Consider the following 20048-nt stretch of genomic DNA (forward strand, 5'->3'; position numbering starts at 1 on the left):
AGAAGATCAACGAAGAAGGCTGCACGATCCTCTTGGTCGAGCAAAACGCCCACCTCGCGCTCCGCCTGGCCCACCGCGGCTACGTCCTCGAAACCGGCCGCATCATCCTCACGGACAAAGCCAACGCCCTCCTCCACAACGAAGCGGTTCGAAAAGCTTACCTGGGGGAATGAGGGTTGAGTTTGCTCCGGTGCAGGCCGTACGACAGATAAATTACCATCCCGACCAACAGCCAGATTCCAAACCGCCTCCAGGTGACCCAGGGAAGCTCGATCATGAGATAGAAACAGGAAAACATCCCCGCTAACGGAATCCACGGGGACCAGGGACATCGGAACGGGCGCTTCCGCTTCGGATCCTTCTTTCGAAGAACGATGATTCCCGCGCAGACGAGAACGAAAGCGGAAAGCGTTCCGATATTCGTCAAATCGACCATTTCGTCCAATGAGGCAAATGCGGCAAACACAGCGACGAAAACTCCGGTAATGATCGTCGCGACGTGCGGCGTCCGGAACTTCGGATGAACGGCGGCGAATTTCGCCGGAAGGAGACCGTCGCGCGCCATGGAGAAAAAGATTCGGGGCTGGCCGAGCTGAAAGACGAAAAGAACCGCCGTATGAGCCACGACGGAGCCGAAAGCGACGATCCCCGCGGATGTGTCCTTGCCGATCATCTTAAACGCCATGTACAGCGGGTCGGGAACGTTCAATTGATTCCAGGGTATAATCCCCGTGATGACGGCCGCGACGACGACATAGATCAATGTGCAAATCAATAAAGATCCGATGATGCCTATCGGCATGTCGCGCGCGGGATTTCGTGTTTCCTCCGCCGTCGTGGAAACGGCATCGAATCCAATATACGCGAAGAAGACGATGGCCGCCCCCGCCGATACACCCGCCCAGCCGTTCGGTATAAACGGAGTCCAGTTCTCGGGTTTAATGTACCAAACTCCGACGACCACAAAAAAACCGAGCGTAATCAATTTCACGATGACCATTCCGGTGTTGAACCGGGCGCTCTCCTTGACGCCCCAGACGAGAATGACGGTCAAGGCCAAGACGATCGCGGCCGCAGGCAAATTCACCGTGAGGGGATATCCGAATATCTGCGGCGCCGACTGAAGAATTTCGGGCGATCGAAACACCGACCAGTTTTGGGCGGTAAACGCCTGCAACTTTTCCGAGAAGGACATCGGATTGACCCCCGAAGCCAGGGCGTACGCCGACCGAAAATCGGTGGCGAGCCAGTTGGGAATTTCAAGCCCGAATCCGCTCAATAACGCGCGGAAGTATCCGGACCAGGAGATCGCGACGGCGACGTTTCCGATGGCATATTCGATGATGAGATCCCAGCCGATAATCCAGGCCAGAAGCTCTCCCAATGTAGCGTAGGAATAAGTATAGGCGCTCCCGGCGATCGGCACCATCGCCGCAAACTCCGCGTAACAGAGCGCCGCGAAGCCGCAGGCGATCCCGGTCACAAGAAACGAAAGGATCAGGGCGGGCCCGGCACCCAAGCGAACCGCGTCTCCGGCCGCAGCCGTTCCGACGGTGGCGAAGATTCCGGCCCCGATGATGGCGCCGATCCCCAGTGCGATCAGGTCTATTGGGCCGAGAACCCGTTTCAGGCCGTGGCTCGTGTCGGCGATATCGCGGTCGAAAGCGTCGAGACTTTTGGTTCGGAACAGGCGTTTAAGCATCGTGGCGGTCTCCCGTGTTTCGCGCACTCTTAGCTGAACGCGTCCCGCGTACCAACAAAAAACATCAATTCATCAGGAGATCCGGGCGAAAAAATTTCCTCGACGGAGCTCGATCATTAATGTAGCGAAACGAACGGTCACGAGATGACACCGGCGGCACGCAGGATGGAGAAGGGGATTTTCGGTCACCCCCGGGGACTGATGACGCTCTTTTTCACGGAAATGTGGGAGCGGTTCAGTTACTACGGCATGCGCGCGCTTTTGATTCTGTTCATGGTGGCGCCCGCGACAAACGGCGGCCTCGGCTTCGATACCCCCAAAGCAGCCCGTATTTACGGCTGGTACACGGCGCTGGTATACATGCTCGCGATTCCCGGCGGCTTCGCCGCCGACCGCTTCCTGGGTCTTAAAAACGCGGTCCTCGTCGGCGGGATCATTATCGCTCTGGGGCATTTCAGCATGGCGATTCCGTCGATCACGACGTTCTTTCTGGGCCTCGGTTTGATCGTCATCGGCACCGGCCTTTTAAAGCCGAATGTCAGTTCGCTCGTAGGTGCATTGTACGAAGAGAATGACCGACGGCGCGACGCCGGATTTTCGATTTTTTATATGGGGATCAACTTAGGCGCTTTTCTCGCGCCGCTTGTAACCGGCTATCTCGGCCAGAAGATCAACTGGCATTATGGATTTGTGGCGGCCGGAGTCGGAATGACGTTCGGATTAATTCAATACGTACTGGGCCGAGGAAACCTGAGAGATCCGGTCGTTTCACGAGATTCCACACCTGCCCGTGGATCGAACTGGATCAACCCGAAGTTTCTGGGCCTGGCGGCCGTCTATGTCGGATCTCTCATCGCCGCGAATTATGTCCTCAAACCGCTCGGAGCCTTGGGTGAACTCCTCTACATCCTTTGGCTCTATATGCCCCCGGTTTGGATTATAGCCAAATCAATGTCCGAAGGCGCGAAAGAGACGGAACGCAAGAGAATCTGGGCGATCGTCGTCCTCTTCATTTTTTCCGCTCTCTTTTGGGCCGCATTCGAGCAGGCGGGGTCCAGCCTCAACCTTTTCGCCGACCGCTTCACTCGAACGACGTTACTGAATTGGAATTTCCCCTCCAGCTGGTTTCAATCCGTGAATTCGATCTTTATCATTTTGCTGGCGGCAGGTTTTGCGTGGTTTTGGCTCAAGCTCGGAACGCACGAGCCCTCGATACCTTCGAAATTTGCGTATGGTCTTCTCTTTGTCGGCCTCGGATTTCTTGCCGTGGCGATCGCCGCGATTTTTTCGGGTCCCGACAAATCGAAGGTCAGTCCGATGTGGTTGATCCTCGTCTATTTGTGTCACACGATCGGCGAACTTTGTTTGAGCCCCGTCGGATTGAGCGCCGTAACGAAATTGGCTCCCGCCCGCCATGCCGGGTTGGCCATGGGTGTCTGGTTTCTTTCCCTCTCAATGGGCAACAAAATCGGCGGCTGGGTCGCCGGGTTCTTTGAATCGTTTCCTTTACCGAAGCTGTTTGGAACCGTGTTTCTGACCACCGCTTGCGCTGCGCTCCTTTTGGCCTTCGTCGTCAAGCCGATCAAAAACCTAATGAGCGGCGTACACTGAAAGTCCTAGCGGGCCGACTCTCGACGTTGCGTTAGAGGCGGATGCTCGGAGCGCTGAAGAGATCTACTTAAAGACGTTTGGCCAGCCTTAGTCGACCTCCAAATGTCGTCGTTTCGGGCGGGGATTCCCTGAACCGAACGTGCGCATTCCACGGCATTGACGATCGCACGCTCCACGACACAAGCCATGGCCGCTCCAACCGCGGTCAACGACGGCTTTTGCCTCCGGCCCCGCGGAACGGAGAGCGAAAAGATCGTGTCGCCGTCGAATAGAGTGTGGGACGGACGGGTTGAACGGGAGATCCCATCGTGCGCCATCTGAGCCATTTTGAAGAGATCGCTCGGGTCGTAATCCGCATCGACAGCCACGACGCCGATCGTTGTGTTCGTTCGGCCATGCACGCGCGGTGCCCGCTCGGTCAAGAAGAACTTCTCGGTATCCAAGAACTCGCCCTTCCGCTCTCCTCTGGCGCCGGCGAGTATCCTTCCAGTCCTCGGATCGACGACATCTCCCAACGCATTTACGATCACCAATGCCGCCACAACGGTACCGCCCTGGATCCTAAGACTCGCCGATCCGAGGCCTCCCTTCATGGCCCACCCCATCCCCAGAATCTTTCCCACAGTCGCGCCGAATCCAGCCCCGATGTTTCCCTGCGCTACCTCCCTTCGCGAAGCGTTCCGGCAAGCTGCCTCCCCCATTCGACCGTCGGGCCGAATCTTCGATTGTCCGATCGCCAAATCGTAAATAATCGCCGCCGGCACAATCGGTACGACCCCGGCCGGGGTCCGGTAACCGATCTTTTCTTTTTCGAGTCTGCGCATGACTCCGGCCGCCGCGTCGAGACCGAAGGCGCTTCCCCCCGCAAGAACGATGGCGTGAATCCGTTGGACCAAATTCCCCGGCGCCAATACGTCGGTTTCCCGAGTGCCCGGCGCTCCGCCGCGGGTCTCACAAGCGGCGGCTGCTCCTTCACGGCCGAACCGAATCACGGTGACCCCCGTGCACCCCTTGCGATCCATTGAATGACCGACTCGAATCCCGGCGATATCGGTCAAGGTACCTGGATATCTCGGTCGGTAATTTTGAGCCGCTTTAGACATGAGCGTGGAGGCTACCCCTCTTCATCCAAAATTCCACTCGCCTCTTTCAATAAGTCGTGACAAACTTTCTCGCATGAAAAATTGGGTCGTCTTACTAACGATTGTACTGTTTCCTCTCTTAACCCATGCTGACGCAGCTGCGAAAAAGAAGAAGGAGGCCGTAATGGATAAGAAAACGGTCACGGAACTCAAAATTGAAGATATGAAGAAGGGGACGGGCGCGGAAGCGACCAGCGGAAAAAGTGTTTCGGTCCACTACACCGGTTGGCTGACCGACGGCAAAAAATTCGATTCCTCCGTCGATCGAGGCCAGCCCTTCGAGTTCACGCTTGGGGCCGGCCAAGTCATCAAGGGCTGGGATCAGGGAGTAGCCGGCATGAAAGTCGGCGGAAAACGAAAACTGACGATTCCGCCGACCTTAGGGTACGGCGAGCGAGGAGCCGGAGGTGCGATTCCTCCGAACGCTACGTTGGTGTTTGACGTCGAGCTCCTCGGCGTCAAGTAGCCATGAAAACATCCCGGGCCGTCGCTTGCGCGCTTGCGATCGGTCTGTGTGCGTGCGGTTCCGACAGTTCGACGACACCCCCACAGCCGACGCTCTCCAGCATACAAACGGAAGTCTTTAACAACTCCTGCACATTTTCGGCTTGCCACAACGACGATTCGGCGCAGGGAAATCTCCGGTTAACTTCAGGGAATTCCTTTTCTCAGCTCGTCAATGTATCCGCCTTCAACAGCGCTGCAGCTGCCGCGGGAAAACTCCGGGTGGTCCCCGGCGATCCCGATAACAGTTTTCTTATCCAGAAACTGGAGGGGCCAAGTGCCGATGAAGGAACCCGGATGCCCCAGACCTCCGGCTTCCTGCCTCAAGCGACGATCGATGTGATTCGCCACTGGATTACAAACGGCGCACAAGATAATTAGGGCTATCGAGTCCCGGCGAAGAAACTCTCTTCGCTGACTCGGCTCTAAGGTAGAATTAGAAATTGCCCATGATTTCGCCGACGGTCTTCGTGCTCGGCGTCGTCAGCCTCCTGACCGACCTTTCGAGCGAAATGATCTACCCCCTCCTTCCGGTTTTTCTATCGAACGTTCTGGGTGCGGAAGCGGTCGCATTGGGCATGATCGAAGGGGTTGCCGAGGCCACCGCTTCGATTATGAAGGTTTTCTCCGGCATTTGGACCGACCGCGCCGGGAAACGAAAACCTCTGATCGTCTGGGGCTACGGCCTCGCCGGTTTTGCTCGGCCGCTCATCGGACTGGCCGGCGCCTGGCCCCACGTCCTTTTCCTTCGCTTCGCGGATCGAATCGGCAAGGGAATACGTACGTCCCCGCGGGATGCTCTCATTGCCGACGTTACGGAACCGGCGGATCGTGGGTCCGCTTATGGCGTTCAACGATCCATGGACCATATCGGCGGCGTTCTGGGGCCGCTCGTTGCCGCGGGGTGCATGTCGTTCTTCGGCATCCCTCTGCGAACCGTGTTCGTTCTCGCGGCGGTTCCCGCCGTGTTGGCCTTTGCAACGCTAATCTTTGGCGTTCGAGAACCGGCCCGCCACGCCACCGTGAAATCTTCGGCGGTTGTGCCCGGCCAATGGAAAAACCTCGACCGGAATTTTCGATTCTTTCTTCTGTCCGTATTTCTCTTCACGCTCGGTAATTCCGCCGACGCATTTCTCCTTCTGCGACTAACGAATAGCGGTGTGGAGCCGGCTTGGATTGCCCTGCTTTGGTCGCTTCATCATGTCGTCAAAACCACGTCGACGTATTACGGTGGAAGGGTTTCGGACCGCCTGGGTCGCCGCCCGATGATCGTCGTCGGTTGGATATATTACGCTGTGATATACGGCGGCTTCGCCCTCATCGACGGGACCACGGCGCTGATCGCAATATTTTTGGCCTATGGCGCATATTTCGGATTTTGTGAGCCGTCCGAGCGAGCTCTGATTGCCGACCTCGCTCCAACGGAACTGAGAGGAACCGCTTTCGGGGTTTTTCATTTCATCGTGGGAATCGGAGCTCTTCCAGCCAGTGCTCTATTCGGTCTCATTTGGAAATATTGGGGATCTTCCGCAGCATTTTTGACCGGAGCCGTCTTGGCTCTCCTCGCGTCAATAACCCTATTTTTAATAAAGATAAAACAGTAATATATCTAGCATGTTAGATATATAAATGAATATTATAGTTTATATCTATTGCTTCGGCGAAGGGATGAGATCCGACCAAGCACCGCGCCGAAAATAAAAATCCCGGATTTCCGTAAGCGTCATCCAGGCCTGGCGCCAAGTACCCAACGTCGAAAGTCCGAATTTCCTCGGCCGATATTCAACCGGCCATTCCCGAATGGCGTACCCCAACCGCGTCAGCTGAACCAAAATCTCGCCGTCGATGAAAACGCTTTTGGATCGAAGTCGACTCTTAAAATCGTCCACGGCCCGCTTTCGAATGAGCTTGAACGAAAAATTGACGTCGCGGACGCGCAGGCCAAAAAGAAGGCGAAGCAAAAGATTGTACGCTTGAGAAAATAACCAGCGTCTCCAGGTGTCGTGGCGGTCCAGACGATAACCAACGATCGCCGGGTTTTCTTCCATCAGCGGCACCACGCTTCGAAGGATTTCGAAATCGATCGGCACGTCCGCATCCGTGTAAAACACGATTTCCTTCGTCACGCTCAGAAATCCGGTCCGCAGCGAGGCCCCGTATCCCAGGTTTTTTTCGTGGCGAACCAGTCGGATCCGCGGGTCCCGGCGAGCGTAATCCTCCACCAGCGGAACCGTGCGATCCCGGCTGGCGTCGTCGACCACCACGATCTCGTAATCCTCCGTCAGGCTCTGAAGGGTTCGCTGAAGCGTCGGTAAAACAATCCCGGCGTTGGTTTCCTCGTTGTACATCGGGATGAACACCGAAATGCCCAGAGAGGAATTCTTTGTGGAAGCGCGCGGGGATGACATCATGATCGAAGTGACACGTTGGAACTTATCGATTGCGTCGGTCCTGCTCGGAGCTTTTTGGCTTCTCCATTCGTGGTGGATTCCCTGGAGTCAAGATGAGGGGCTCTACCTGCTGGCCAGCCAACAGCTTAGCCGAGGCTGGATTCTTTACAAGGACTTCGCCTTTCAACAGATGCCGCTCTACCCCTTTCTCCTTCAAGGGTGGCAGGTGATTTTTGGACACGGGCTTCATTCCGGCCGTCTCTTTTCCTTTTTATGGGTCATCCTACTCGGTTTTGCCTTTTGGATCGTTTGTCGCAAGAGAGGAATGCCTCCGGAAATGGGACTGGCGTGCTTCGTTCTTCTCCTCATTCATCCCCTGGGCTGGCGATATCTTCCGCTCGTAAAACCTCATGCGCTCTCGCTCGCCTGCGCCGGTTTGGGCTGGATTTTTCTCGAAGAAACATCCGACAACTCCACTCGAGAACGGAATTTGGTCCATTTGGGCAGCGGGTTTCTCATAGGTACTGCGCTCAATACCCGTCTCCTTTTCGCACCGTTCGCTTTGATCGCCTTAATTTTTTATATTCGGACCCTTCGAGGGATCGCTCTCTACATCCTTGGACTTGGATTGACGTCTGTCCTCTCGATTTACTTCTTGATCCGTTATCCCGATCAAACGCTCTTTAATTGGTTTGGTTATCATCAACTTCGCGGTTCGCTCGCTACCTGGCATCAATGGGGAGCTCAGATTCACTCTTTCTTTGGAGCTTTTTCTTATTGGCAATGGGGGCCCCTTTTTCTCTTGGCGCTTCTTGGAACCGCCGTTGCTTTTCACGAACGATCCTCATGCAAAGCTTCGATGCGATACCTCGTCGCGGCGACCATTATCGCGTTGCCGGCATTTCGCCTAGTGCCTTTGTACGACGAATACTTTCTCCCATTTCTCTTTTTCTTCCTGATCGCGGTTTTTGCCTTGGCCGAACGCCATTCCGTCATCCGATGGGTAACGCTCGCTTCCGTGGCGATCGGATTCCTCGCTTTGACACCTGATATCGCCGCCGATATCCGGACCGCCCTGGGTCCGCCCGACCGTGAACTGATGAACGGCGTTCGGGCGGTGGCTCGCGTAGCCGCAGCCATTCGACATTACTCCGAACCGGATACGCCGATTTTAGCTTGGTGGAACGGTTACGTCGTTTCCTCGGAACGAGATCCATTTCCAAAAGTCACGGAGGGGCTTGGTGTCATTAAGATGGCCGGGAAACTCTCCAAGGAGCAAAGCAATACCTATCGGGTTGCAACGATTGAGGAGATTCAAGAAGGAATTCGAGCGTGCAGGGCTCCTCTTGTCGTGACGGGACTGGCCACGCCTTCCGGATTCATCGAAATACTGGAAGCGAACTATGAAAAACTCGAAACCGTGGAGGGAGCCGGCATTTACCGGCCCTTCCGTTGTCCCCCTAGTCTATAAGAAACTGCTTCTTAAGATTTTGAACGGCGGCGTCGTTCTCTCCTAACAACTTCCGGGCACGCTCATACTCCATGCTCGCCTTCGATCTTTCCCCGGACAAAAACCAAGTCGTCGATTTCGCAACAGCGAGGATTCCTTTGCGGGGTTGGTCAAACGTGCGCACCTGGGCCAATTCTTCTTGCGCCTGCACTGTCCGACCCGTTGAAAGATAGATAAACGCCCGAAGAAGCGTGGCGTCCAGGTCGTTTGCATCGAACGAATCGGACAAAAGGCTGAGCGCCTGCGCGTGCCATCCGCATTGAAGATAATAAAGCGCCAAGGTGGTCCGAACTCTCGCCGGTTCCATGAGAAAATCGCTCACGCGGTCGCGGGCGAGAGGATAAGGAAGTTTCACGCGTTCCCGCATTTCACACGGCCTTGGATTCGAATGAATACCAAAATATTCCTCGAGAAACGGCAAACCGGCTCGCGGATTCGGCGCCGCGTTTTCAAGCGCTGAAAACGCCGTCGAGACCACGTGGGCGCAAATCGATCCGCGGATCTCCATCGGATCATTCCGCCGGCCGGCCGCGCACGCGCGCGCGAATTCTTGACGCAAGGGAAGGTTTCCGCCTTGTTGATTCAAAAGATAACCGACCGATTGGACATTCGAACTGTCTCTCCGCGTTTCCGTCCAAACATTCTCCTTCCGCTCCTCACCGTATCGGACGGCAAGCTGTTTTCGGTACCAACCTGCCTCCATCAATCCCTCGCCGATGATCTCCACATCGGGGCGGCGATGTTCGACATACGTTCGATACCAGAGCGGAAAGAGCCAGTGATCACTCCCCACACGAATCGTCCCCGCTGCGGGTGCGTAGTCCAGATGGCGGCTTAAGATTTCCGCCTCCACCCCGGCCTCCGAACGCCATGTCACCGGTCCCTTACGAATGGCCGGCCACATCAAGCCCAAGATTACGCCGACTGTAACCCACGTGGACAACGGATCACGGAGCCGAAGGCGTCGCAGGAAGCCTTGTATTCCCACGGTTGAGAGAACCAATCCGATTGCGATGGGCAGAGCGACGTACGCATGGGAGTCCGGATTTTTAAGATAAAAGTCCTTCAAAAAACCGGGCAGGAGGGCGGAGAAAAGAACGATGAACATCCAGATGGCGTACATCCGCTTCCGGTGGAGCCACAGTTCGATCCATCCGAACACCGAACAGGCGAGCAACGCGGGCGTAAACACCATCCACAAACTCGCCGATTGAAGATCCGCCTTTGCCCGCTCATTCAACGGTGAATGGAAAAAGACGCGAAAATCCAGGGCCGTAAAGGCGGCCCAGAAGCGCCTCAGCGTCACTGGAGCGTCCCAATTAATCGAGGGATCGGTGACGGCTCGTAAAGGCGAATAGAGAACGACCGCCAGGCCCAGAATCGAAAACAGAAGTCCGCCCCCCGGCGCCTTCCAGCGCGCCTTTCGATTCATAAGTGCCACGAATAGAATAGCAGGAGCCAAAACCACCGTTAGCAGCGGCTGTAACGCCATACCGACTCCAAACCCAAAACAGGCCAGCCAAGTCCAGCGCACGTCGGTTCGAAGCAGCGACCTCTGACACGTCAGAAGAATCCCCAGGGAAAGAGCGGTCTGTAACGCATAAACCTCGCATCGGATCACTTGAACCGCGAACGACGGAACCAACAGGATTAGAATCCCGGCACACAAAGCGCTGATTTCGGCGGCCGAGGATGGAGCGCCGCCCCGAATTTCGTCTTCAAGTTCTACTATCCATTTGAAGATCAATCCTGCCGCCAAGATTCCCGCCGCTGCCGACGAAAGCGCGATTCGAAACGCGATCGGACCCACCGGTACGAACGTGAAAAACTTCGCGACCATGAGATACGCGGGGTGACCGCTGGGGTGGCTTACACCAAGAACATGCGCCGCGGTCGCAAGTTCCCCGGCATCGAACCAGCCGGGATAGGGAACGATAGATCCCACGAGGAGAGCGAACAACAAAATGAAGGCCAAAAGGCTCATTTTCGAACGATCTTCAGGATGGACTTATAGACATCTCTCCGTTGGTCACGGGCATCGAAAGATTCAGACCGCGAAGGCCGAAATCGAGCAGCTCCTTTGCAATCGTTTCGGCATCCAGCGTCTCTTCGGTGCCGGCCACGAGGTATTGGTAAAGCACTTCTTTGATGCTGCCGATGATCGCCATGGCGACGACCGGCTCGTTCACTTTTCGGATCAACTTCCATTTCATGCCGTTCGCCAGGGCACCCGTAACCATCTTGTGCAGGAAAGCGTGAAATTGATTGAGTTTCCGATGAACCGTGGCGTCCAGGCCGATCGCCTCGCGAAGCAGAATCACGGTTAAATAACGGTGCTTAAAGAAAAGATCGACGACTCGTTTAATGTTGGCATAGAGGTCTTTCACCGGAGTTCCGCGCTCGAGGTCGACCCGTTCTACACACGCCGTGAGTTTTTCGATAAATCCGTCGATCAGTTCATAAAAGAGAGCGTCCCGGCTTTCAAAATAGGTGTAAAACGTTCCCCGCGACACACCGGCAGCTTCAATGACATCGGCCACGCTGGTCGCCTGATAACCCTTGGTGGCAAAAAGCCGCTGGGCGACCTGGGCAATCTCCTCACGACGCACCTTTCGCTGTTCTTCCGCGCGAATCGAACGCCGATCCACCGCTAATGTCATCGTCACGATCTCACCTCCCTGTCCATTGAGTGTCCCGTTTCGACAAACGTTGAAACAATCTCTTGAAGCCGATCCGAAAGCTCTCCCACCTTTTCGTCCGACAACCCGACCGTTTCGAATTGCCGGCCGACGTACACACTCACTCTCCCTGGTCGGAATCGCAAAGACCCCTTCCGGTTTACGTCATACATCCCGCGCACCGCCACCGGAACTACCGGCAGACCCGCGTCCCTGGCCATGAAGAACACACCCCGTTTGAATCGCTGTGTGTGGCCGTCGGTCGTCCGTCCCCCTTCCGGAAAGACGAGAATCGAAAACCCCTGAGCGGCGCGGTCGCGGGCGCCTTCCGTCATCTCCTGCAAGATTTCCTTGGGGGATCGATTGCGATGCAACGGAATACCCTTGGAGAGCGTCATAAGCCACCCGTAAAACGGAATCCTGAACTGCCACGCGTGCATGAGACCGCAAAAGGCATGCGGTATAGCTGCCGCCGCCACGTAAGCATCCAAGAGATTGATGTGGTTCTGGCAAAAAACGGACCGACGTTTCGGATCGAACTTCGCGTCATAGAACACCTCGAACCGTCCGAGATTGACGGCGCGCGCGACGAGCGAAAAGCCTGGCGCAGCCACCCAGGCGTGTGTCCGCCGATATGGGAAGAACGGCAAAAGAATCAACGTGACGATGGCCAAGATAGCCATCCAGACAAACGAGAACACCCACACCGCAATCGAAAATAAGATGATCATCGCTCATACCTGGACGTCCATGACGTTGTTAAGCACTCTCAGCTTTTCCGGCCAAAGCCGGAGGACTTCACCGTCGATCATTACGTTCAGCTCCTGATCGAAATCGAACTCAATCGCTTCCGCCCGCGACGTTGATACCTCCGGCATTCGGACATGCGTTCCCTTGAAGATTTTCGGAAACGATTCCATCAGGCGGAACCTTCCCATGGGACCGACCTCAATAAGGTCCATTTGGCCGTCCGACGTGTCGGCCGACGGAGCCATCATCATCTTTCCGCCCGTATAACGGCTGTTGCAGATCGAAAGAAACGTGAGCGGCTGGGTGTGTTCCACGGAATGATCGATTCGCATCGGAAAGACCCTTGGCTCCAGCGTCATCGTCTTGGCCAGAACGCTCAATGCGTAACCACTCTCTCCCCACCCTCGGAAATAATGGTTCCGGTGCGCACCGACCTCGGCCACGAATCCAATTCCGAAAATGATCGAGAAATAGAGGACGCCGTGCTTGTGTTTGAGTTCGATCACATCGCAGGGATGCGCTCTCTGTTCGATGATCGCCCGGATCGATTCCTCCGTTCCCCCATTCGTGAAATGCCTCAAGAAGGAATTGCCGGTTCCGGCCGGGAGGATTCCGAACGTCACTCGTTCTTGATCTTTCAGGGACAGCGGAAGAAAGCCGTTCAGCGTCTCGAAGCAGGTCCCATCTCCACCCACGGCGATGAAGTGGCGAACCCCTTCTTGATACGCCTCTCGAGCCAGACGTGTCGCGTCGCCGGGAGCCCGGGTCTCGCGAGCTTCCACCCGCAACCCCGCTTTTCGTAATTCCTCGAGAGCGCGCGGGGCCTTTTGACCGCACCGACCGCCGCCCGCGGCGGGATTCACAATGGCAACGGCCTTCTTAGCGTATTCCGCCGTCATAGTTCCCGAACCGCCTTTTTTCGGTTCAATTCCTTGGCCAGCTGTTCCGCCAGGGCGTCCCGTTTCAATTTCATCGAGGCGGTTCTGGGAAACTCCCGTTCCCAGACGACGTATCCGCCTAGGCGTTTGTAGTCGGTCAGTCTTTGATTTCGCTCTCGAAGCTGCGCTTCGAGAGTCGGATCGGGGCGGTCGCTTCGCGGCCGAAGGACGAGGATCATTTTTTCGCCGGCCAATTTTTCATTCTTCCAGACGAAACTGGACGAAAACACGCAATGCTCCTGGCTGCCCGGAACATCCGCAAAAACATTCTCAATATCCTCCGGATAGATATTCTTTCCCCCCTCGGTGACAATCATATTTTTGGATCGGCCCACGAGTTTCAGATGGCCGGATGCATCCACCGTCCCTAGATCTCCCGTTCGGAGCCAACCATTGACAATTGTTTCACCCGTAAGCTCCGCATCCTTGTAATACCCTTTCATTACCGTGGGGCCTTTCGCCCATACCTCCCCGACGCCCTGATCGTTCACGTCACGGAGTTCCAACGAAACACAAGAGAGCGCTTTTCCTACAGTGTCGTTGCGGAACGGTTTCAAATCGTTCAAGGTCAATGTCGTTCCCGCCTCCGTCAGACCGTATCCGATCACCACGGGGATCCCAAGGCGGTAAAAGAATTGGGCTGCGGAGGACTCGACAAAGGCCCCGCCCGCGAAAATAAAGCGCAATTTCCCGCCGAACTCCTGATGGATTTGCTTTAAGAGTCGGCGCGACAGTTCGTAATTAGGTCCGCGCTGCGTGGCGAATTCATTGATCGTGAGAACCGTGTCCAGGATGGTTCGCTTCCACCGGGGCAGCGAATCGATCTTTTCCCGAATTTTCCGTTCCAGGGCTTTCAAAATCATCGGCACCAGCGTCACGTGTGAAATGCCGTACCGCTTCATTGTGGACGCCAGAAACTCCGGCCGCAGCGTTCGCTGGTGCACCACCGCCCCGCCAAAATGCAGGGGCAGAAGGAAGCCGCACATGAAATCGATTGCGTGATTCGTGGGAAGGATCGAAAAATACCGATCGTGCTCCTCAATCGGGTAAAGCTTTCCCAGCTCTTCCGCCTGAACGAGGTAATTCGCGTGCGTCAGCATGCAGCCTTTCGGCCGCCCTCCCGTTCCCGACGAATAAACGATTGAGGCGACATCTTCTCGACTTCGACCTACATATGTAAAAGCGCGACCCGGCGTCGTCTCCCAGCGAACGGCTTTTCCAAGGTCGGAACCGACAGGAGCTTCCGTTACGAAAACCAGAAGGTCTTGAAGAGATTCGTCTTTAAGCCGCATCCAGATCGGCCACTCGACCACCAACACCTTCGGTTCGGCATGGCTTAGAAGAGCCGCCTGTTCGGAAGAGGTCAATTTGTAATCGATCGGCACCAAGATCGCGCCGGTCCACAACGCCCCGGTTGCGGTAATCGGCCACTTCGATTGGTTCGACATGAGAATCGCGCAGCGATCCCCCGATTTGAATCCATAATCTTGAAGAAGCGCGGCGAAGCGCTCCGCTTCCTTCCGAACTTCCGTATACGTATATCGCGCGTTCTCACGATCGCGTTCGGCTTCGATGAACGCAACGTTGCTCCTATATTTGAGTAATACGTCCCGAAGCGTTTCCCCCAAACAGGTCATTCTTGAAAGATCGAGCATCATCTTCTCCGATCAATCACAGCCGCCAGTTGGCCGAACGTTGTAACCCCTTGAAGTTCGTAATCGGGAACTTCAATTTGAAACTCCATTTCCAACTCACTCAAGAGTTCAAGGGCCTGAATGCTGTTGATGGCCAGTTTCCTAAAGAAATCGTCATCCGCCCGTAACGTCTTCGCATCCACATGAAACTTTTTCGCCGCCAACTGGATTAATTTTTTAGTCGTCTCACTCATGGCAAATACGGCCGAAGATCGTCGCTTTCTACGAATTTCTTGAGCGCCTCCATCACTTGCGGCCTCTGAAACAAACGCAAGAAATGTTGCTTCTCTTCCTCCAGTTCCTTCACCGGAATCGGCTTCATAAATTCTTTCGTCGTCGCCCGTGCGTCGGGATCGAACTTCGCCGCCTGCTGCGCCATGCTTCGAGCCGCGGCCAGACCCTCCCCCACCGAAACCACCTGGCTCACCAAGCCCACTTGTTGAGCCTTTTGCGCATTGATACTTCGGCCGGTAAGCAGAAGATCCCGCACGAGGCTGTTGCCCACGTCTCTCTTAAGACGCGGGATTCCGCCGAAACCGGGAAGAATGCCGAGCCGAAGTTCGGGAAAACAGAAACGGGCAGTTTTCTCAGCTACCAAAAGGTCGCACGTCAGCGCCAACTCGAACCCGCCGCCAAAACAGACCCCGTGGATCATTCCGATTGTGACTGCGGGAAGGGAATCGAGTCGATTCATAACGGCGTGTATTCGATCCAGATATTTCTTCATTTCCGGAGCGTGATCCTTGCCCGGTCTCGATGCCATTTCTCGGTAGAGGTGTCGGAGATCCGCACCTGCGCAAAATCCGCTCTCCAATTTGCTGTAGAGAATGACTACCTTGGCCTTCTCGGGATCGAAAGCCTCGAGAAACCGCTCAAATCCTTCGAGCATTTCCCGACCGATTTCGTTCCCCGGCGGTCGCTCCATGGCGACTTCGCAGATCCCGTCTTTGGTGGTCCAGTTCAACATAAACTACGCGTTGGCAAACGCCCCCTTTCCGCCTTGCCCGGCTTCGCTCTCCAAGTAGAGCGACTCGATTTCCTGTTTGAGCTGGTCCTCGATCTGTTGGCGCTTCAATTTCTGGTTGGCCGTAAGGAGGCCGTTATCGATCGTAAAACCCCGTTCAAAGCGACGAAATTTTCGGATCTTCTTATAGTGGGGGAGCGATTCATTCACGCTCTCGATCGCTCGTTCAACGGAAGCGTTGTCCATTTTCCCCGTGACGATGGCCGTCAAATAGGGCCGACCGTGGCCGATAATCACGGCGTGCTCCATTCCGGGGCAGGCATCGATCAATTGCTGTTCGATCGGTTCCGGGGCGATGTTGTGTCCCGACATCGGAATCAAGACGTTTTTCGCGCGGCCGATGATCTTCCAATTGCCGGTTTCATCCGCTTCGGCCAGATCGCCTGTGTAGAGCCAACCGTCGCGCAAAACCGCTTCTGTCGCTTCCGGCTTGTTCCAGTATCCGGCAAAAATGTTGGGTCCCCGGCAGATCAACTCACCCTCCCCCGTGATCTTGGCTTCACAGCCCTCGACGGCGTGGCCGACGTAACCGGCCTTAACGGAATTCGGTTGATCCATCGTCACGATCGCCGTTGTTTCGGTCAGGCCGTAGACCTGGAGAACCCGAACGCCGATCATTTCGAACCAGCGCTGCGTTTCCTCGGTTAACGCCGCGGATCCGCAGATCAAAAATTCAAGACTCTTGCCGATTTTCAGACGGATCTTGCAAAAGACCATCGCCGTCGCCAGACGAAACCAAACATTGTCGATTCGTCTTCCTTCCCCCCTAAGTCGGCGGTGGTAGGCGGCTTCGCCTTTTTTATACAGACGGAGCGCTACGCCCCCTTTTTCTTTCAGTTTAGCGTTCACGCCGTTTCGAATGCGCTCCAGTACAGCCGGCACATTCAAATAATAGTTGGGATCGGCGGTCGCCACTTCTTGAACGAGGTTGGAAAGATCCGTCGAAAGCATGACGGGATTGCCGCGATAAAGCTGCGTCCAGAGCATGATCCGTGAGCCCATGAAACAGACCGGCAGGAAATGAAAGACACGGTCGGTTGTCGTGTCTCGCCCGGTCGCCTGCCGGAGGCGGGAAATCGTCTGATGGAGCATGTAATCGACATTTCCGCACGTAATGACGGCGCCTTTCGGATCGCCGCTCGTTCCGGACGTATAAACAATGGTCACGGGCTCTTCCGGTGTGATTTTGTGGATTTCGGCCGGGCGATTCTCCGCGGTGAATATTTTTTCAAACGTCACGATCGCCGAGGGGGTCTCCCATTCTCTTCGTATGGCTTCGGCCAAAGTCTCGTCGCCCGCGATGAGAAGCTTCGGCTGGCAATCCCGGGCGATATAGGCCAGTTCTTTGGGATCTTGCCGGCTATAAAGCGGCACGCAAATCGCGCCCGAGGCCAGAATCGCGATATCACAGGCCACCCATCGGGTTGAATTGGGGGCCAGCAAAGCAACTCGATCGCCGGCCCGAACACCGGCCGTGGCCAGGTAAACGCGGGCTCGTTCGACCATCTCCTTCAATTGAGCGCGCGTCGTCGGCGCGGAGGTTTGTCCATAAACCTCAATCACGGCGGGATCGGCGGTCGATTTCTCCAGATTTCCTAAAATCGTCTCGACAAAATTCATGCGTACACCTCCAACAACTGACTCAAGGATCGAGAAATGGGCGGCAGGTAGTTTTCCCACGATTTCGGAAGATTTCTTCGAGGAAAATCGGGATAGACGCGGGCGACCTCGTCGGCAAATGTGATCCCCATCTCGCCCATTAAGCGGAGTTGTTTCGGAATGCTTCGACCGATGTCGTCGGCGATCCGATCCGAATCCCGGTGAAGTATGCGCAAAATTTCGAGCAAACGATCGGCTAGTTTCGGGTCGTCGACTTCCAAGAAGAGGTCGGCATGCCCCCGATCGTTCATCAGGTTGCAAATCCGTTCATCCATCGTAACTCCGGCCGAGGGGATCTGCGCCGGCATCGACGTAACGATCGCATGAAACCGGGAACTGACGAGGTACGAAACGTTCCGAAGAATGCTCACCAGATCGTACATATCGTACGAATCGCTTACGAAAAGGGGCGGTTTTTGAGGAAGAAGCGCCGCCAGGTCGACGCACGCGCGACGATCCAGGCGCTCCATGCCGATCAAGGCCACGAAGACGGGGCGTTCCTTCGCAAAAGCCGTTACCGCACGGGCCAGGCCCGCGAGATAGGCCCTGTATTTCTTCTCTCCTTCCTCGGATCTATGGTGGAAGTAGATCGACTTGTAATGCTCTTCTTTGAACTGGCCGGCGAGAACGCGAGCCGTCGCCTTCATGAGATCCGGTTTCACCGGCCAACAGAACGGATGGATCGGGCCCACCGCAAGGATTTCCGTTTTCCCATCCCAGCCACCGGCCCGAAGAAGTTTGGCTCCCCGTTCCAGCGGAGCCGGCTCGAATGTCCAAGCCGTATCCGTCCCCGGAGCCGTCCGAATCCCGAGGTTTTCCAAAATGGTCCGGGAAGGTTCGTTCCGGCAAATCACGAGCGAATGTTTGCACCGTTTTTGGACGAACTCCCGAAGAGAACGGGTCATTTCACCCGCTTCCGCGCCGTATCCGATGCTCAATTTGCTCTCCGCATTCGCCATTCCGAGCGCGCCCGCCATCATCGTGGAGAGCGCCGTGGCGAACTTCGATTTGAACATCGAACCTTCGCATGCCACGACGCCATGGTGTTTGGCACACTCGTCATAGAGAAACTTCGGGAAAACGTTCGGCAATTGGATCTGTCGGACCGTCCGGAAGTATCGGGCCGAAAGCTCCGGATCGAGCGTCATGATCGTGAGCTGGATATTTTCATCCCCCAGGATGTGCCGAAACTGCCGGATCATTTCCTCCACGCGAACATCGGCGCCGGTGTTTCGCGCTCCCACATAACAGGCCAAAAGAAGTTTAAGCGCCTTGCCGGGCGACCAACGCTCGGTTCCCCACTCGAGCGTGTGCTTGAACTCCGCAGCCCCGATGAGAGTTCCCATGGCCGCTTGAAGCGCCCGGTCGGGGTCGAACACCCCCGTTATTTTCTCGGTCCAGCTAACCATGAGACGCCGCCTTTAAGGGCTCGGCCTTGACTTCGGCTTCTTCCCAAGATCGGTACGGATAGGAAAATCGAACCCGCTTCGCGAACTGCAACAGATCGAACGCATATTTCGAAAACAGAACGGGGGCCTCGTTCAACTCTTCTTTTACACGTTGATTTTCAAAGATCGTGTTGAACGTGAGATACGGTAGAAAAACTTTCATCCGGGAGGCCGCCTGTGAAATTCCCCATGCTTTCGGCATGGCGGCCAGGGCGCCCACCGTTCGATCAAATGGCTTGGAAAGAACCGAAAGGAAAAGATGCCGGTTGGGATGGCCTTGATCTCGAAGCGCGTCGACAATTTGGCGATACGTCAGCGACGCCGTGCCTGAGCTGAGATGATAGATATCGTATTTCGGCTTTTCCTTTTGATGAATCGTAACGATCGCTTTGCCAACATAATCCGCCGGAACGATGTCCGCCCGCCATTCTGGACGAAACGGTAGGACGGGCAATTCCGCGAGAAAAACAAAGGCCCGCACCATATCGAACTGAGTGGTTTCCGGAAATCGGCTGTCCCCTAAAACGATGCCCGGGCGGAAAATCGTCCGCGGAACATCCGGGAGGAGTTCGTGGACCATATATTCACAAAACTTTTTGGTCCGAGCGTACGGATCGTAATCGCTTCGGTCCCATTCGAGTGCGGCATCTTCCGTAACCACCTCGTCCTGCCGGCGACCGGCGACCGCCACGGTCGATACGTCGCTGAACCGGCGCAAACCATGGTCGTCCTGCGCGGAGCGCGCGAGTTTAATCACCTGAAGCGTGCCTCGCAGATTCACATTGAGACAGGCCTTTTCCGATTTCCGGTTCAAGGAAGCCGCGCAGTGGATGACGGAATCACAAGACTTGGCGAGCCGCCGATACGTGGCCGCGTCTAACCCAAAGTTTTCACTCGTGAGGTCGCCACGATAAATATCGATGCGGGTTCGGAGATCGTTGTAAAAGGGACCGAAGTCCATATGAAGCTGAAGCGATTGCCATAGACGTCGCTCGGCC

General features: G+C 55.7%; 19 protein-coding genes. 6 read left to right on the forward strand and 13 right to left on the reverse strand.

The window, feature by feature from the left end:
- Window positions 1–173: branched-chain amino acid ABC transporter ATP-binding protein (locus VI895_14750; GenBank protein ID HLG21057.1), on the forward strand; the 173-nt coding region annotated here is incomplete at its 5' end.
- Here the strand turns inward: VI895_14750 and VI895_14755 are convergent.
- Window positions 158–1729, reverse strand: a complete 1572-nt coding sequence (locus tag VI895_14755; protein ID HLG21058.1) for an amino acid permease — start codon at window positions 1727–1729, stop codon at window positions 158–160. The two genes, VI895_14750 and VI895_14755, sit on opposite strands and share 16 nt — an antisense overlap.
- Window positions 1730–1846: 117 nt before the next feature.
- Here VI895_14755 and VI895_14760 point away from each other — a divergent pair, with 117 nt between their 5' ends.
- Entirely contained in the window at window positions 1847–3313 is a 1467-nt protein-coding gene (locus tag VI895_14760; GenBank protein ID HLG21059.1) for a peptide MFS transporter, read from the forward strand.
- A 5-nt stretch (window positions 3314–3318) separates the two neighbouring features.
- On the opposite strand, the gene VI895_14765 is transcribed toward VI895_14760, so the two are convergent.
- The gene (locus VI895_14765) at window positions 3319–4371 is read right to left on the reverse strand and encodes a P1 family peptidase (GenBank protein HLG21060.1); all 1053 of its coding nucleotides are present in this window, start codon (window positions 4369–4371) and stop codon (window positions 3319–3321) included.
- A gap of 208 nt (window positions 4372–4579) precedes the next feature.
- Here VI895_14765 and VI895_14770 point away from each other — a divergent pair, with 208 nt between their 5' ends.
- The 3 genes from VI895_14770 to VI895_14780 all read left to right on the forward strand — a co-directional run bounded on the left by VI895_14770 (window position 4580) and on the right by VI895_14780 (window position 6563).
- On the forward strand, window positions 4580–4921 hold the full coding sequence (locus tag VI895_14770; protein ID HLG21061.1) for an FKBP-type peptidyl-prolyl cis-trans isomerase: 342 nt from the start codon (window positions 4580–4582) through the stop codon (window positions 4919–4921).
- Window positions 4922–4923: 2 nt separating this feature from the next.
- Window positions 4924–5340 carry a c-type cytochrome domain-containing protein gene (locus tag VI895_14775; GenBank protein HLG21062.1) on the forward strand — a complete coding sequence of 139 codons (417 nt, stop codon included), beginning with the start codon at window positions 4924–4926 and terminating at the stop codon, window positions 5338–5340.
- 68 nt (window positions 5341–5408) lie between these two features.
- Window positions 5409–6563, forward strand: coding sequence for an MFS transporter (locus VI895_14780; protein HLG21063.1), 1155 nt, complete (start codon window positions 5409–5411; stop codon window positions 6561–6563).
- A gap of 45 nt (window positions 6564–6608) precedes the next feature.
- On the opposite strand, the gene VI895_14785 is transcribed toward VI895_14780, so the two are convergent.
- The gene (locus tag VI895_14785; GenBank protein HLG21064.1) at window positions 6609–7319 is read right to left on the reverse strand and encodes a glycosyltransferase family 2 protein; all 711 of its coding nucleotides are present in this window, start codon (window positions 7317–7319) and stop codon (window positions 6609–6611) included.
- Between VI895_14785 and VI895_14790 the strand changes: the two genes are divergently transcribed.
- Window positions 7312–8820 (forward strand): glycosyltransferase family 39 protein, encoded by a 1509-nt coding sequence (locus VI895_14790; GenBank protein ID HLG21065.1) that lies wholly within the window; start codon window positions 7312–7314, stop codon window positions 8818–8820. The genes VI895_14785 and VI895_14790 overlap by 8 nt on opposite strands.
- On the opposite strand, the gene VI895_14795 is transcribed toward VI895_14790, so the two are convergent.
- The 10 genes from VI895_14795 to VI895_14840 form a co-directional block, all read right to left on the reverse strand.
- Entirely contained in the window at window positions 8810–10843 is a 2034-nt protein-coding gene (locus VI895_14795; GenBank protein ID HLG21066.1) for a DUF2723 domain-containing protein, read from the reverse strand. The two genes, VI895_14790 and VI895_14795, sit on opposite strands and share 11 nt — an antisense overlap.
- 13 nt (window positions 10844–10856) lie before the next feature.
- On the reverse strand, window positions 10857–11519 hold the full coding sequence (locus VI895_14800; protein ID HLG21067.1) for a TetR/AcrR family transcriptional regulator: 663 nt from the start codon (window positions 11517–11519) through the stop codon (window positions 10857–10859).
- 2 nt (window positions 11520–11521) lie between these two features.
- Complete coding sequence (locus VI895_14805; GenBank protein HLG21068.1) at window positions 11522–12268, reverse strand: lysophospholipid acyltransferase family protein; 747 nt, start codon at window positions 12266–12268, stop codon at window positions 11522–11524.
- A gap of 3 nt (window positions 12269–12271) precedes the next feature.
- Complete coding sequence (locus VI895_14810) at window positions 12272–13186, reverse strand: diacylglycerol kinase family protein (protein HLG21069.1); 915 nt, start codon at window positions 13184–13186, stop codon at window positions 12272–12274.
- Entirely contained in the window at window positions 13183–14880 is a 1698-nt protein-coding gene (locus VI895_14815; GenBank protein ID HLG21070.1) for an AMP-binding protein, read from the reverse strand. The genes VI895_14810 and VI895_14815 overlap by 4 nt, the downstream gene beginning before the upstream one ends.
- Entirely contained in the window at window positions 14880–15113 is a 234-nt protein-coding gene (locus tag VI895_14820) for an acyl carrier protein (protein ID HLG21071.1), read from the reverse strand. The genes VI895_14815 and VI895_14820 overlap by 1 nt, the downstream gene beginning before the upstream one ends.
- Window positions 15110–15886 carry an enoyl-CoA hydratase/isomerase family protein gene (locus VI895_14825; protein HLG21072.1) on the reverse strand — a complete coding sequence of 259 codons (777 nt, stop codon included), beginning with the start codon at window positions 15884–15886 and terminating at the stop codon, window positions 15110–15112. Before VI895_14825 ends, VI895_14820 begins: the two co-directional genes overlap by 4 nt.
- A gap of 3 nt (window positions 15887–15889) precedes the next feature.
- Window positions 15890–17563 (reverse strand): AMP-binding protein, encoded by a 1674-nt coding sequence (locus VI895_14830; GenBank protein HLG21073.1) that lies wholly within the window; start codon window positions 17561–17563, stop codon window positions 15890–15892.
- Window positions 17560–19011, reverse strand: coding sequence for a polysaccharide pyruvyl transferase family protein (locus VI895_14835; GenBank protein ID HLG21074.1), 1452 nt, complete (start codon window positions 19009–19011; stop codon window positions 17560–17562). The genes VI895_14830 and VI895_14835 overlap by 4 nt, the downstream gene beginning before the upstream one ends.
- The coding region (locus VI895_14840; protein HLG21075.1) for an SDR family oxidoreductase at window positions 19004–20048 on the reverse strand (1045 nt) is incomplete at its 5' end. The genes VI895_14835 and VI895_14840, both read right to left, overlap by 8 nt.

The organism is Bdellovibrionota bacterium, from assembly GCA_035292885.1.
Taxonomy (GTDB): domain Bacteria; phylum Bdellovibrionota_G; class JALEGL01; order JALEGL01; family DATDPG01; genus DATDPG01.

Coding starts and splice junctions, on each gene's coding strand:
- VI895_14760 (HLG21059.1), top strand. CDS start 1,847: ATGACACCGGCGGCACGCAGGATGGAGAAGGGGATTTTCGGTCACCCC.
- VI895_14770 (HLG21061.1), top strand. CDS start 4,580: ATGGATAAGAAAACGGTCACGGAACTCAAAATTGAAGATATGAAGAAG.
- VI895_14775 (HLG21062.1), top strand. CDS start 4,924: ATGAAAACATCCCGGGCCGTCGCTTGCGCGCTTGCGATCGGTCTGTGT.
- VI895_14780 (HLG21063.1), top strand. CDS start 5,409: ATGATTTCGCCGACGGTCTTCGTGCTCGGCGTCGTCAGCCTCCTGACC.
- VI895_14790 (HLG21065.1), top strand. CDS start 7,312: ATGAACACCGAAATGCCCAGAGAGGAATTCTTTGTGGAAGCGCGCGGG.
- VI895_14795 (HLG21066.1), bottom strand. CDS start 10,843: ATGAGCCTTTTGGCCTTCATTTTGTTGTTCGCTCTCCTCGTGGGATCT.
- VI895_14800 (HLG21067.1), bottom strand. CDS start 11,519: ATGACATTAGCGGTGGATCGGCGTTCGATTCGCGCGGAAGAACAGCGA.
- VI895_14805 (HLG21068.1), bottom strand. CDS start 12,268: ATGATCATCTTATTTTCGATTGCGGTGTGGGTGTTCTCGTTTGTCTGG.
- VI895_14810 (HLG21069.1), bottom strand. CDS start 13,186: ATGACGGCGGAATACGCTAAGAAGGCCGTTGCCATTGTGAATCCCGCC.
- VI895_14815 (HLG21070.1), bottom strand. CDS start 14,880: ATGCTCGATCTTTCAAGAATGACCTGTTTGGGGGAAACGCTTCGGGAC.
- VI895_14820 (HLG21071.1), bottom strand. CDS start 15,113: ATGAGTGAGACGACTAAAAAATTAATCCAGTTGGCGGCGAAAAAGTTT.
- VI895_14825 (HLG21072.1), bottom strand. CDS start 15,886: ATGTTGAACTGGACCACCAAAGACGGGATCTGCGAAGTCGCCATGGAG.
- VI895_14830 (HLG21073.1), bottom strand. CDS start 17,563: ATGAATTTTGTCGAGACGATTTTAGGAAATCTGGAGAAATCGACCGCC.
- VI895_14835 (HLG21074.1), bottom strand. CDS start 19,011: ATGGTTAGCTGGACCGAGAAAATAACGGGGGTGTTCGACCCCGACCGG.